Source organism: Sphingomonas sp. (assembly GCF_026460985.1).
GTDB lineage: Bacteria > Pseudomonadota > Alphaproteobacteria > Sphingomonadales > Sphingomonadaceae > Sphingomonas.
In genome coordinates this window covers 1-12551 of record NZ_JAPKNM010000008.1, presented here as the reverse complement: position 1 = coordinate 12551, position 12551 = coordinate 1, and the positions used below count along the sequence as shown (strand labels likewise).

General features: G+C 66.9%; 12 protein-coding genes. 2 read left to right on the top strand and 10 right to left on the bottom strand.

All coding sequences use genetic code 11. The annotated features are described in order from the left end of the window. Positions 1–167: 167 nt before the first annotated feature. The 5 genes from MT490_RS02460 to MT490_RS02440 all read right to left on the bottom strand — a co-directional run bounded on the left by MT490_RS02460 (position 168) and on the right by MT490_RS02440 (position 3901). Positions 168–947, bottom strand: coding sequence for a TatD family hydrolase (locus tag MT490_RS02460; RefSeq protein WP_297383968.1), 780 nt, complete (start codon positions 945–947; stop codon positions 168–170). Beyond that, complete coding sequence (gene metG / locus MT490_RS02455; RefSeq protein ID WP_297383966.1) at positions 944–2446, bottom strand: methionine--tRNA ligase; 1503 nt, start codon at positions 2444–2446, stop codon at positions 944–946. The genes MT490_RS02460 and metG overlap by 4 nt, the downstream gene beginning before the upstream one ends. A 237-nt stretch (positions 2447–2683) precedes the next feature. After that, positions 2684–3175, bottom strand: a complete 492-nt coding sequence (locus tag MT490_RS02450; RefSeq protein ID WP_297383965.1) for a hypothetical protein — start codon at positions 3173–3175, stop codon at positions 2684–2686. Then, positions 3172–3534, bottom strand: coding sequence for a phosphoribosyl-AMP cyclohydrolase (hisI, locus tag MT490_RS02445; RefSeq protein WP_297383964.1), 363 nt, complete (start codon positions 3532–3534; stop codon positions 3172–3174). Before hisI ends, MT490_RS02450 begins: the two co-directional genes overlap by 4 nt. 118 nt (positions 3535–3652) lie before the next feature. Beyond that, positions 3653–3901 (bottom strand): Rho termination factor N-terminal domain-containing protein, encoded by a 249-nt coding sequence (locus MT490_RS02440; protein WP_297383962.1) that lies wholly within the window; start codon positions 3899–3901, stop codon positions 3653–3655. A 129-nt stretch (positions 3902–4030) separates the two neighbouring features. Between MT490_RS02440 and purF the strand changes: the two genes are divergently transcribed. Both purF and MT490_RS02430 read left to right on the top strand, forming a co-directional pair. Beyond that, positions 4031–5488, top strand: a complete 1458-nt coding sequence (gene purF / locus MT490_RS02435; protein WP_297383959.1) for an amidophosphoribosyltransferase — start codon at positions 4031–4033, stop codon at positions 5486–5488. A gap of 21 nt (positions 5489–5509) precedes the next feature. Further along, positions 5510–6220, top strand: a complete 711-nt coding sequence (locus MT490_RS02430; protein ID WP_297383957.1) for an SDR family NAD(P)-dependent oxidoreductase — start codon at positions 5510–5512, stop codon at positions 6218–6220. 83 nt (positions 6221–6303) lie between these two features. Here MT490_RS02430 and MT490_RS02425 read toward each other — a convergent pair whose 3' ends face one another. From MT490_RS02425 to MT490_RS02405, 5 genes are all read right to left on the bottom strand, one after another. Continuing rightward, entirely contained in the window at positions 6304–7470 is a 1167-nt protein-coding gene (locus tag MT490_RS02425) for a serine hydrolase domain-containing protein (RefSeq protein WP_297383955.1), read from the bottom strand. Then, positions 7470–8708, bottom strand: coding sequence for a cyclopropane-fatty-acyl-phospholipid synthase family protein (locus MT490_RS02420; RefSeq protein WP_297383953.1), 1239 nt, complete (start codon positions 8706–8708; stop codon positions 7470–7472). Before MT490_RS02420 ends, MT490_RS02425 begins: the two co-directional genes overlap by 1 nt. Positions 8709–8871: 163 nt before the next feature. Beyond that, positions 8872–9264 carry a GxxExxY protein gene (locus MT490_RS02415; protein ID WP_297383951.1) on the bottom strand — a complete coding sequence of 131 codons (393 nt, stop codon included), beginning with the start codon at positions 9262–9264 and terminating at the stop codon, positions 8872–8874. Between the two features lie 43 nt (positions 9265–9307). Beyond that, a complete protein-coding gene (locus MT490_RS02410; RefSeq protein WP_297383950.1) occupies positions 9308–10342 on the bottom strand; it encodes a 2-oxoacid:ferredoxin oxidoreductase subunit beta in 1035 nt (344 codons plus the stop codon). After that, positions 10339–12279 carry a 2-oxoacid:acceptor oxidoreductase subunit alpha gene (locus MT490_RS02405; protein WP_297383948.1) on the bottom strand — a complete coding sequence of 647 codons (1941 nt, stop codon included), beginning with the start codon at positions 12277–12279 and terminating at the stop codon, positions 10339–10341. Before MT490_RS02405 ends, MT490_RS02410 begins: the two co-directional genes overlap by 4 nt. Positions 12280–12551: the final 272 nt, after the last annotated feature.

Sequence of the window (12551 nt, the reverse complement as noted above, 5' to 3'; positions counted from 1 at the left end):
GTCCCTTCTCGCGCAGCGTAGCCCTATCTCTGCGTCCTCTGCGCCTCTGCGCGAACCCACTTCCACTAACTTCTTCGTGCCTTCGCGTCTTTGTGTGAGCAAATGGAGGCAATGCCGACCGGGGAACTGTGTCCCCTCCTCATCAGGGTGACGGTTCAGGTCAGCCCTCACGCCAGCGTCTTGGCGAACAGCTTGTGGAAGTTTTGGCGCGTCGCCTCGGCGAGTTCCTCCGGGTCCTCGCCGCGGAGCTGCGCGAGGAACTTGCACGTGTCTGCCACGAAGGCCGGCTCGCCGGTCTTGCCGCGATGGGGCACGGGGGCGAGGAAAGGCGCGTCGGTCTCGATCAGCAGGCGGTCGAGCGGCAGTCGCGCCGCGGTCTCCTGCAGGTCGTGCGCGTTCTTGAAGGTCACGATGCCGGAAATCGAGACGTAGAGCCCGAGCTCCAGCGCGATATCGGCGAAGGCGCCGCTAGCGGTGAAGCAGTGGATCACGCCGGGGAAGGCGCCCTTCCCCATCTCGTCGCGCAGGATCGCGGCGGTGTCCTCCTCGGCGTCGCGGGTGTGGACGATGATCGGTAGCCCGGTCTCGCGCGACGCGGCGAGGTGCGCGCGGAAGCTGGCGCGCTGGCGGTCGCGGTCGCTATGGTCGTAATAATAATCGAGCCCGCTCTCGCCGATCCCGACCACGCGCGGATGTGCCGCCCGCTCTACCAGCTTGGCGGTGTCGACGTCGGGATGCTGGTCGGCCTCGTGCGGATGGATGCCGACGCTTGCCCAGACATCGGCCTCGCGCTCGGCGACGGCGATGACGTCATCCCATTCATTCTCGCGCGTCGAGATGTTGAGCATCGCCACCACGCCGGCCGCGCGCGCGCGCGCCAGCACCTCGGGCTGCTGCTCGCCCAGGCCCTTGTAGATCAAGTGGCAATGGCTGTCGGCCAGTCTCACGCTTCCGTCGCCTGCAATTCCAGTCGCGGGAAGATGGGGGTCGGCGCGGCGATGCGGAAGTCCTCGTCGTCGATCGAGGGAAGCTGGACGAGCAACTTGCCCGCCGAGGTGGGGATCACCGGCAGGATCGTGGTGGCGAGGTGCCGGATCGCGCGAAGCAGCGTGCGGAGCACTGCGTTCATCCGCTCGGCATCGGTCTTCCGCAGCGCCCAGGGCGCCTGCGCGTCGATATATTGGTTGCAGGCGAACACGCCGGTCATCCACGCCTCGATCCCCTGGCTGAGCGCGAGATCGTCGAACGCGACGCGGAAGGCGGCGCAGGCGGTGTCGACCTCGGCGAGGAGCACGGCATCGGCCTCCTCCGCCCTGCCCTCCGCGACATGGCCGTCGCAATTCTTGGCGATGAAGGCGAGCGTGCGCTGGGCGAGGTTGCCGAAACTGTTCGACAGGTCGGCATTGGCGCGCGTGACGATCGCCTCGTCGCTGAAGGTGCCGTCCTGGCCGAAGCTGACGTCGCGCAACAGGAAATAGCGCAGCGCGTCGACGCCGTAGAGCTCGGCCAGCTGCATCGGATCGACGACGTTGCCGACCGACTTGGACATCTTCTCCCCGCGGTTGAGCAGGAAGCCGTGGCCGAAAACCTGCTTCGGCAGCGGCAGGTTCGCCGACATCAGGAAGGCGGGCCAATAGACCGTGTGGAAGCGGACGATGTCCTTGCCGATCAGGTGGATGTCGGCGGGCCAGTATTTCTCGAAGCGTGGAACGTCGTGCGGATAGCCCGCGCCGGTGATGTAGTTGGTCAGCGCGTCGACCCAGACGTACATCACGTGATCCGGCGATCCCGGCACCGGCACGCCCCAGTCGAAGCTGGTGCGGCTCACCGACAGGTCGACCAGCCCGCCCTCGACGAAGCGGAGGATCTCGTTGCGGCGCGATTCCGGGCGGATGAAGTCGGGGTTGGCGGCGTAGAGATCGAGCAAGGGCTGCTGGTATTTGGAGAGCTTGAAGAACCAGGTCTCCTCTGCGGTCCACTCGACCGGGGTGCCCTGGGGCGAGAGCTTCACGCCCCCTTCCCCTTCGGTCAGCTCCTTCTCCTCGTAGAACGCCTCGTCGCGGACCGAATACCAGCCCTCGTAGCGATCGAGGTACAGGTCGCCGGCATCGGCCATCGCCTGCCAGATCGCCTGGCTCGCGGCATAGTGCTCGGGCTCGGAGGTGCGGATGAAACGATCGCACGAGATATCTAGAACGTCTGCCATTTCACGGAAATAGCTCGACATTTCGTCTGCGAGCTCGCGTGCTTCCATGCCGCGGGCGCGCGCGGTCTGGACCATCTTGAGGCCATGCTCGTCGGTGCCGGTCTGGAAGAAGACGTCGCGGCCGTGCTGGCGCTGGAAGCGCGCGATCGCGTCGGCGGCGATCATCTCATAGGCATGGCCGATATGCGGGCGGCCATTGGGATAGTGGATCGCGGTGGAGATGTAGAAGGGATCGGCCATGCCGCGGCTTTAGGAGCGGCGGCGCATGGGGGCAACCTGTGGGGGGCGTCTGGGATATTCTTGGTTCACACGAAGGCACGAAGGCACGAAGAAAAGAAGGAGGATGGTTCGCGCAGAGGCGCAGAGGACGCAGAGAAGAAGTGAATGGCCGCTACGCGGCCCTGAAAACCTCTGCGCTCTCTGCGCCTCTGCGCGAACCTCTTCTTCGTGCCTTCGTGTCTTCGTGTGAGCCCCAAATCACTCCCCGCACAGCCTCCGCCCGCTCGAATCGCGCATCGCCGCCGCCTCGGCGCCCGACTCGCTCAGGCGCGTCACCTCGAGCCCGGTGAACGAGGCGCGGCGGGCGCAGAGCGGCTTGCAGGCGTCGGGGAGGACGCCCGGGAACTTGATCCGGTCGCCATCATATTGCGCGTCGAAGCTGCATCCGCCGTCGCCGAGCGCGATCCGCAGCGTCTCGCCGTCGCGCTCGACGGTTCCCGCGCCGCTGCAGGTGATGCGGTCGCCATAGTCGACGAAGGCGCCGATTCGATAGGTCGAGCCCGTGCGGGTGATGCAAATGCGGTCGGTATCGCGGGCGTAGAGCCCGGTCAGGTCGCCATGGTCGGGATCGCGGACCAACCCGCGCTCGATCGCCGCGCTCTCCAGATCCTGCGGCGCCTGGGCATTGCCGCCCTGCCCGCCCGAGCAGGCGGAGAGCGCGAGCAGGAGCAACCCGGCCGCCGCCCTCATGCGTCGCGGACCAGCCTGCCGTCCTCGATGCGGCGGAAGAAGCAGCTGCGCGCGCCGGTGTGGCAGGCGGGGCCGGCGGGCTCGACCTTGAGCCACAAGGCGTCCTGGTCGCAATCGATCCGCGCCTCGACCACGCGGAGCACATGGCCCGAGCTCTCGCCCTTCTTCCACAGCCGGCCGCGGCTGCGCGACCAGAAATGCGCCTCGCCGGTGGCGAGCGTCGCTTCGAGCGCCTCGGCGTTCATGTGCGCGAGCATGAGCAGCTCGCCGCTCGCGGCGTGGGTCGCGACGGCGGTGATCAGGCCGGCGGCGTCGTATTTGGGGTTCAGGGCGAGGCTGGTGTCGCGTTCGTCGGTCACCGACGGGGCTTAGCGCGCTCGCCCTCTTTCGTCACCCCGGCGAAAGCCGGGGCCTCAGGCCGCGAGCGAACGGCCCGAGGCACGAGGTCCCGGCTTTCGCCGGGATGACGGAGTGACGTCAATGATCCCGAATCGCGTCGATCAGTTCGCCCTTGCCCATCTTCGACCGGCCTTCGATGCCGATCTCCTTCGCCTCGTCGTACAGTTCCTCCCTGGTGCGATTCTCCAGATGGGTGCCGCCCTTGGCGAGCGTGCCCGCTTCCTTCGCATTGGCGATGCGCGCGGCCTTCTCCTTCGACGCGCCCTCGTCGCGCAGCTTCTCGTAGAGGGCGTCGTCCTTGATCTGCGATCCGTGATCCTTGGCCATGACAGGCTCCTTTCGCCTTGAAAAACGGGCGAAAGCTGACGCGAGTTCATTTCCTTGTGACAAACCGGCGACAAACCAGGAGGAAGTGCCTATATGGCCCCCAAGAGTTCCCAACCCCCTTGAGGGCTGATGCTTACCACGCACCCGTTCGATGACGACAAGCTGCGCGAAGAGTGCGGCATTTTCGGCGTTTCCAATGCCGAAGGCGCCGCCGCGCTCGTAGCGCTCGGCCTCCACGCGCTCCAGCACCGCGGCCAGGAGGCGGCGGGCATCACCAGCTGGGACGGCCGCCAGTTCCACACGCATCGCGCGATGGGGCATGTCGCGGGCAATTTCGACCGCGACGACGTGATTCGCAGCCTCTCCGGCACCACTGCGGCGGGCCATGTCCGCTACGCGACCACCGGCGACACCGCGATTCGCAACGTCCAGCCGCTCTATGCCGAGCTGGCGAGCGGCGGCTTCGCGGTCGCGCACAACGGCAACATCTCCAACGCGATGCGGCTACGGCGCGATCTCGTCCGGCGCGGCGCGATCTTCCAGTCCACCTCGGACACCGAGGTGATCATCCACCTCGTCGCGACCTCGCATTATCGCACGCTGATCGATCGCTTCATCGACGCGCTCAAGCAGGTCGAGGGCGCCTATTCGCTGATCTGCATGACCGCCGAGGGCATGATCGCCTGCCGCGATCCGCTCGGCATCCGCCCGCTGGTGATGGGCAAGCTCGACGAGGCGATCATCTTCGCCTCGGAGACGGTCGCGCTCGACGTGGTCGGCGCCGAATATGTCCGCGACGTCGAGCCGGGCGAGTTGGTGATCGTCAAGGGCAGCGAGATCAGCTCACACAAGCCTTTCGCGCCGGTCGCGCCGCGGCCGTGCATCTTCGAGTATGTCTATTTCTCGCGCCCCGATTCGATCGCCGAGGACCGCAGCGTCTATTCGGTGCGCAAGGCGATCGGCGCGCAGCTGGCGATCGAATCGCCGGTCGAGGCCGATCTTGTCGTGCCGGTTCCCGATTCGGGCGTCCCCGCCGCGATCGGCTATGCCCAGCAATCGGGCATCCCCTTCGAGCTCGGGATCATCCGCTCGCATTATGTCGGCCGCACCTTCATCCAGCCGGGCGACAAGGTCCGCCACCTTGGCGTCAAGCTGAAGCACAACGCCAATCGCGAGCTGATCAAGGGCAAGCGCATCGTCCTGATCGACGATTCGATCGTCCGCGGCACCACCAGCCTCAAGATCGTCCAGATGATGCGCGAGGCGGGCGCTGCCGAGGTGCATATGCGCATCGCCTCGCCGCCGACGCGGCACAGCTGCTTCTACGGCGTCGACACGCCCGAGCGCGCCAAATTGCTCGCCGCCAAGCTCGACGTCGGCGGGATGACCGACTTCATCCATGCCGACAGCCTGGCGTTCGTTTCGATCGACGGGCTTTACAAGGCGCTGGGCGAGGCGCACCGCGCCGACATCCACCCCAGATACTGCGACGCCTGCTTCACTGGCGACTATCCGACCACGCTCACCGACCAGGACGAGCTCCAGCCGGTTGACCAGTTCGCGCTTCTGGAGGAACGGGTCGGCTGACCTGATTCTCCCGGAGTTCGAATGACCGACAAGCCCCTCGCCGACCGTATCGCCCTCGTCACCGGCGCCAGCCGCGGCATCGGCGCCGCGACCGCCAGGGCGCTCGGCGCCGCGGGCGCGCACGTGATCCTCACCGCGCGCACCGCCGGGGGGCTCGAGGAAGTCGAGGAGGCGATCTACGCGAGCGGGGGCAGCGCGACGATCGCGCCGATGGACCTGACCGAGAATGAGAGCGTGTCGCGGCTCGCCGCCGCGGTCGCCGAGCGCTGGCAAGCGCTCGACCTGCTCGTGCTCAACGCCGCGTCGCTCGGCAGCCTCAGCGCGATCCCCGCGATCGACTTCAAGGAATTCGCCAAGGTGCTGACGCTCAACGTCACCGCCCAGGCGGCGATGCTCGCGGCGTTCGATCCCTTGCTCAAGGCGGCGAAGCAGGCGCGGGTGCTGGGCATCACCTCCAGCGTGGGCCAGACGCCGCGCGCTTATTGGGGCAGCTATGGCGCGTCCAAGGCGGCGTTCGAGAATTTGCTGCTGAGCTATGGCGAGGAGGTACGCCATATCAGCGGCGTGCGCGTCGGCATCGTCGATCCGGGCTCCACGCGGACCAAGATGCGCGCGCGGGCGTTTCCGGGGGAGAATCCCGAGACGGTGAAGGCGCCCGAAGTCGTTGCCGAGCGGATCGTCCAGCTCGCGGTCTCGGGGTTCGAGACCGGGCATTTCGAACGGGTGGACTGAACCGTCATCCCGGCGGAAGCCGGGACCTCGCGCCACGGGCCGTTTACCAGCGGCCTGAGGCTCCGGCTTTCGCCGGGGTGACGTTACTTCGCAGCAGCCGCGAATAGCTTGTCCAGGAACGCCGTCCGCGCGAGGCCATAGTCGCGGTCGGTAGCCTTGTCCGCCGCGGCCGAGACCGCGATCACCGTCTTCGTCCTCGGGTCCACGCGGATCGTCTGGCCGAATATCCCCTGCGCGCCGAAGCGGCCCTCGGAATAGGTCCACCATTGATAGCCATATCCGCGCCCGGGCGCGCCGATATCGGCATGCGAGCGCGTCGATTCGGCGAACCAGCCGGCAGGCACCACGCCCTTGCCGCCCTCCAGCGCCAATTGCCCCATCCGGGCATAGTCGCGCAGCGACACCGACAGGCAGCAACCGCTCACTTCGTGCCCGGAAGGGTCGACCATCCAGAAGGCGTCCTGCTCCATGCCGTAGGGCCGCCAGACCTTCTCGCTGAGATAGTCCGCCAGCGGCTTCTTGGTCGCGCGCATCACCAGCACGCCGATGAGGTTGGTCTCGCCGGTCTTGTAGACCCATTTGCTGCCCGGCGCGGTCTCGCGCGGGAGCTTCTTCATGTAGAAGACCGTCGGATCCTCGCCCGCGGGCACGGGCTCGAGGAACATCCGCGCGACATCGGACTTGGGGTCGGTATAGTCCTCGTTCCACCGCACGCCCGACGTCATGGTGAGCAGTTGCGCGATGGTGACGCCATCATAGCCGCTGCCGGCGAGCTCGGGGATGTACCTGGTCACCGGCTCGTCGACCGACTTGATGTAGCCGTCCCCGATCGCCGCGCCGACCAGGGTCGAGGTGAACGACTTGGCGACCGAGAAGCTCGTCCAACGCCCTTCCCGGCCGTAGCCGCGCGCATAGCGTTCGAGCCGAACCTTGCCGTCCTGGAGGACGATCAGTCCCGAGACGTTCTGGCTGGCGATGAAGGCGTCTATCTCGGCGTCGGAGACCGGCAGCGGCTTGCCCGCGGGCAGCGCGCGGACCTTGCCGCCGGCCTTGACGACATGGCCGGGGAAGATCTTCTCCATGTGCGGGAAATTGGCGTCGCGCTTCGCCTGGCTCCAGAACAGTATCTCGGCGCCCACCTTCCGGAGGCCGCTGGTGTCGTTGGGGTTGAGCGGAACGCCCTGCCCCGCCGCCGGCCCCGCGATCGTCCCGAGCGCGAGCGCGCCCGCCAGCATCATCCCCCGGATCATCACCCCTCCTTGACCAACGTGGCCTGGACGACGTCGATGCCGCCGCCGCGGAAGCCGCCTTCGCAATATATCAGGTAATAGCGCCACAATGCGACGAAGCGCGCATCGAATTGCGCGGGGAGCAGTCGGGCCGCGGCGGCCGCGTCGAAATTCTCGCGCCAGCGCCGGAGCGTCTCGGCATAATCGAGTCCGAACGCGACCCGATCGCGCCATTCGAGCCCGTTGCTGGCGGCAAGACGTCGGAACTCGCTCTCCCGGATCAGCAGCCCGCCGGGGAAGATGTAGCGCTGGATGAAGTCGACATTGCTGGCATAGCCTTCGAACAGCGCATCGTCGAAGGTGATGACCTGCAGCGCCGCGCGGCCGCCGGGCCGGAGCGCCCGCGCGATCGCTGCGACATAGGCCGGCCAATATTGGCGCCCCACCGCCTCGGCCATCTCGATGCTGACCACTGCGTCGTAATAGCCGGTGACGTCACGATAGTCCGTGAGCGCGAAGCTCGCGCCGTCGAACCCGGCGGTGCGCGCCTCGGCCCAGGCCTTCTGCTCGGTCGAGAGCGTGATGCCGTGCACCCGCCGCCCCTGGCGCAATGCCAGCTCGGCGAACGAGCCCCAGCCGCAGCCGATCTCGAGGATCGTCTCGCCGGGCGCTGCGGCGGTGCGGTCGAGCATCGCCTGGAGCTTGGCCTGCTGCGCCGCCTCGAGCGTCTGGCCGGGCTCGAGGAAGCACGCGCTCGAATAGGTCATCCCCGCGTCGAGCCAGGGCCGATAGAAGTCGTTGCCGAGATCATAGTGAAAATGGATGTTGCGTCGCGATCCGCTGCGATCGTTACGTCGCGCCCAGTGCCAGAGGCGCTTGGCGAGCCGCCACGGCCCGGTCGCGCGCGCCGGCCCCGCGAGCCCGGCGCGGTTGCGGCTGAACAGGGCGAAGAGCTGCACCGGGTCGGGGCTCGCCCACTCGCCCGCCGCCCATGCCTCGTACCAGCCGCTCGATCCTTCGAGCGCGAGTCGCAGCAATGCGCGCCAGCTGCGCAGGTCGACGACCGCCGCGGGCCCGTCGGCGCGCCCGCCGAGCAGCCGGGCGCGGCCGTTGGGCAGCAGCAGCTCGAGGCTGCCCTCGGCGATCCCGCGATCGAGCTTGTCGAGCTGGCGATGGAAGACCGGCGCAGGCAGGGCCAACGGGCCGCCTCCGCGCCCCGTCCTCTCCCTGCGACCCTGTTCCCGCATCGACGCGTTCATCCCGCCCAACATGCACGCGCCAGCGGCACGGGCAAGGGCATTCCGAGGGTAGAAGAATGACTCACACAAAGGCACGAAGGCACAAAGAAAGTCGGTTTCAAAGGGCGCGAAGCGCTCCTCTAATCTTCTTTGTGCCTTCGTGCCTTTGTGTGAGAAAAATTTCTTATGATCTAAAATAGTTATTCGCGATCCGCCGCACACCATCACGAAAAGTCGGCGCTCCGAAGTTCATCAGCAAACCGAGCGATAAATCCATCAGCCGTAGATAGGTCAGCACCTGCTTGCCATGGACCGGTACGAACGCCTCAGTCGATTTCAGCTCGATGAGCAGCTGTCCTTCCACCAGGAGATCGGCGCGAAATCCTTCTTCGAGTGAAATGCCGTTGAAGCGGATGGGTATCGGCTTCTGCCGCTCGACGAACAGGCCTCGCTCCGCAAGGCTTTGGAACAGGCATGCCTCATAAACCGACTCAAGGAGCCCCGGCCCGAGCGCCTCGTGCAACTTGAAGCCGCAGTCGACCGCTACCCGAGCCAAGGCTTCGAGCTCTTCGCTCAACCGCCCCTCTTCGTGCCTTCATATCCTCGTGCGAGATCCGGTCTCACAACGGATGCGGGGCCTTGTCGACCATCCAGGTCTGGCCCTTGGCGACCAGCTTCTGCAGGTCGGGCTTCTTGCCCTCGCTCGCCGCCTGGTTCTGCGCGACCACCGCGCTCTCGAAGGTCGGGGCGGGATCGTCGTAGAGCACGCCCAGCGCCATCGGGAACGGCCCGAACGGCATCTCGACGAGCATGTGCGCGATCGCGCGGTTGGCGACGTTGTGGACGATCACCCCCGCAGCCTCCCAGTCGCCCTCGACCACGTCGACCACCTTGAGCGTCAGCGCCTCGCGGTCGAGGCTGATGCCCTTGGCGCCACCGGCGAAGACCATCGGCTTGCCATGCTCAACCCAGAGCTGGTTGAGCGCGGCATTGGGCTTGGCCGCGAAGGGCTCGAACACCTCATCGTTATAGACGATGCAGTTCTGGAAGATCTCGACGAACGCCGCGCCCTGGTGCGCATGCGCGGCCTTCAGGACCGAGGGCAGGTTCTTGTGCACGTCGATCCCGCGCGCGACGAACCGCGCGCCGCTGCCCAGCGCGAAGGCGCAGGGCTTGGCCGGATGGTCGACCGAGCCGAACGGCGTCGAGGGCGAACGCGTCCCCTCGCGGCTGGTAGGCGAATATTGCCCCTTGGTGAGGCCGTAGATCTCGTTGTTGAACAGCAGGACCTGGCAGTTCAGATTCCGTCTGAGCAGATGCATCGTGTGGTTGCCGCCGATCGACAGCGCGTCGCCGTCGCCGGTGATGATCCACACGTCGAGATCGGGGTTCGCCAGCTTGACCCCTGTCGCCACCGCCGGCGCACGGCCGTGGATCGTGTGGAAGCCATAGGTCTCCATGTAATAAGGGAAGCGCGACGAGCAGCCGATGCCGCTGACGAACACGGTGTTCTCAGGGGTGGCGCCGATCTCGGGCATGGTGCGCTGCACCGCCTTGAGGATCGCATAGTCGCCGCAGCCCGGGCACCAGCGGACCTCCTGGTCGGTCTCCCAATCCTTGGGCGTGCTGGGACGGATAGTGGTCAGTTCGTTCATGGATTCACAGCCTCCGGGCTGGGCAGCTGGGTGTCGTCCGGGCCGAGTTCCTCGGGGCGGTCGCCGTCGAGATGGCGGGCGATCGCACCCTCGATCTCGGCGATGGTGAAGGGCTGGCCCGACACCTTGTTGAGCGGCACGGCGTCGACGAGATACTGGTCGCGCAGCACGGTCTTGAGCTGGCCCGTGTTCATTTCTGGAACGAGAATATGATTGTAACTCTTTAGCAACGCGCCAAGATTCTTCGGCAATGGCCAGATGTGGCGGATATGGACATGGCTGACGTCCTGCCCCTTGGCCCGCGCGCGACGCACCGCGCTGGCGATCGGGCCGTAGGTCGAGCCCCAGCCGACCACGACGAGCCTGCCGCCGACCTGCCCCTGCTCCACCTGCTGGTCGGGCACGTCGATGCCGAGCACCTTGTCGCGGCGGATGTCGGTCATCGCCTGGTGGTTACCCGGCGAATAGTCGATGTTGCCCGAGCCCTGCGCCTTCTCGATCCCGCCGATGCGGTGGAGCAGGCCCGGCGTGCCCGGCTTGACCCAGGGGCGCTTCAGCTTCGCGTCGCGCGCATAGGGCAGGAACTTCTCGCCCTCGGCGGGCGGCTCGGTGTGGAACGCCACCGGGAAGGGCTCGTAGGTGCTCATGTCCGGCACCTTCCACGGCTCGGCGGCATTCTGGAGATAGCCGTCGGTGAGCAGCATCACCGGGGTCATGTACTGCGTCGCGATCCGCACCGCCTCGATCGCGCAGTCGAAGCAGTCGGCCGCCGAGCGCGTGGCGATCACCGGCAGCGGCGCGTCGCCGTTGCGGCCATAGACCGCCTGATAGAGGTCCGACTGCTCGGTCTTGGTCGGCAGGCCGGTCGAGGGCCCGCCGCGCTGCGCGTTGACGATCACCAGCGGCAACTCGGTCATGATCGCGAGGCCGATCGCCTCGGTCTTGAGCGCGATGCCGGGCCCCGAGGAGCAGGTGACGCCAAGGCTGCCCGCATAGGACGCGCCGAGCGCCGAGGCGATCGCGGCAATCTCGTCCTCGGCCTGGAAGGTGGTGACGTCATATTCCTTCAGCCGCGCGAGGCTGTGGAGGATCGCGGAGGCCGGGGTGATCGGATAGCCGCCGTAGAACATCTTGAGGCCCGCGAGCTGCGCCCCCGCGACGAGCCCGAGCGCGATCGAGTCCGCGCCGGTGACGGTGCGGTAGAGTCCCGGTTCGGAGGGCGCTGCGGCGACGTGGCGCTGGGCGATGCCCAACGCGCCCAGCTCCGCCGTCTCGCCATAGGCATGGCCGGCGTTCAATGCGGCGATGTTCGCCTCGGCGAGGTTGGGCGCCTTGGCGAACTTGGTGCGCAGCCACTCGATCAGCGGCTCGCGGTCGCGGTCGAACATCCAGAGCGCGAGGCCCAGCGTCCACATGTTCTTGCAGCGCAGGGCTTCCTTGTTGCCCAGGCCGAACGGCTTGACCGCCTCGACGGTCAGCGCGGAGATGTCGAGCTTGAGCAACTGCCACTTGTCGAGCGATCCGTCCTCGAGCGGATTGGCGGCATATTTGGCCTTGTCGAGGTTGCGCTGGCCGAACTCGCCCTCGTCGGCGATGATCAGTCCGCCGGGCTTGAGCGCTTCGACATTGGTCTTGAGCGCCGCGGGGTTCATCGCGACGAGCACGTCAGGCTGGTCGCCCGCGGTGTCGATCTGCGCCGAGCCGAAGTTGATCTGGAAGGCCGAGACGCCGAACAAGGTGCCCTGCGGCGCGCGGATCTCGGCGGGGAAATCCGGGAAGGTCGCCAGGTCGTTGCCCGCGAGCGCGGTCGACAGCGTGAACTGGCCGCCGGTCAGCTGCATGCCGTCGCCGGAATCGCCGGCAAAGCGGACGACGATCGCTTCGGGTGCGGGATTGGCCGACGCCTCGGGCGTCAGCTGATGGGCGGCGGTTGCCATGGCCGGTCTGTGTTCCTGCGCTTTGTCTATCCTTGTGAGTGCTCTACGCCTCCCTTGCGATACTCCCAAGGTAGAAAATGCCGCCACAGTTGCAACGGCTGCTTTGTTATTGGCCACCTGCCTTTGCCTATTCCCCTCCCTGCAAGGGAGGGGTTAGGGGTGGGTGCGAGCGCAGCGAGCCCGTCTCCGCGCAGCAAAGGCCGACGCCGACGCGTCGGCACCCACCCCCGGCCCCTCCCTTGCAGGGAGGGGAGCAGTGAGCAGCATGACCG

Bases quoted from the DNA above. Each gene is read 5' to 3' on its own strand.
- MT490_RS02450 (WP_297383965.1), bottom strand. From the start codon at position 3,175: ATGAGGGCGGCGGCCGGGTTGCTCCTGCTCGCGCTCTCCGCCTGCTCG.
- MT490_RS02425 (WP_297383955.1), bottom strand. From the start codon at position 7,470: ATGATCCGGGGGATGATGCTGGCGGGCGCGCTCGCGCTCGGGACGATC.
- MT490_RS02440 (WP_297383962.1), bottom strand. From the start codon at position 3,901: ATGGCCAAGGATCACGGATCGCAGATCAAGGACGACGCCCTCTACGAG.
- purF (WP_297383959.1), top strand. From the start codon at position 4,031: ATGCTTACCACGCACCCGTTCGATGACGACAAGCTGCGCGAAGAGTGC.
- MT490_RS02410 (WP_297383950.1), bottom strand. From the start codon at position 10,342: ATGAACGAACTGACCACTATCCGTCCCAGCACGCCCAAGGATTGGGAG.
- MT490_RS02420 (WP_297383953.1), bottom strand. From the start codon at position 8,708: ATGAACGCGTCGATGCGGGAACAGGGTCGCAGGGAGAGGACGGGGCGC.
- metG (WP_297383966.1), bottom strand. From the start codon at position 2,446: ATGGCCGATCCCTTCTACATCTCCACCGCGATCCACTATCCCAATGGC.
- MT490_RS02405 (WP_297383948.1), bottom strand. From the start codon at position 12,279: ATGGCAACCGCCGCCCATCAGCTGACGCCCGAGGCGTCGGCCAATCCC.
- MT490_RS02430 (WP_297383957.1), top strand. From the start codon at position 5,510: ATGACCGACAAGCCCCTCGCCGACCGTATCGCCCTCGTCACCGGCGCC.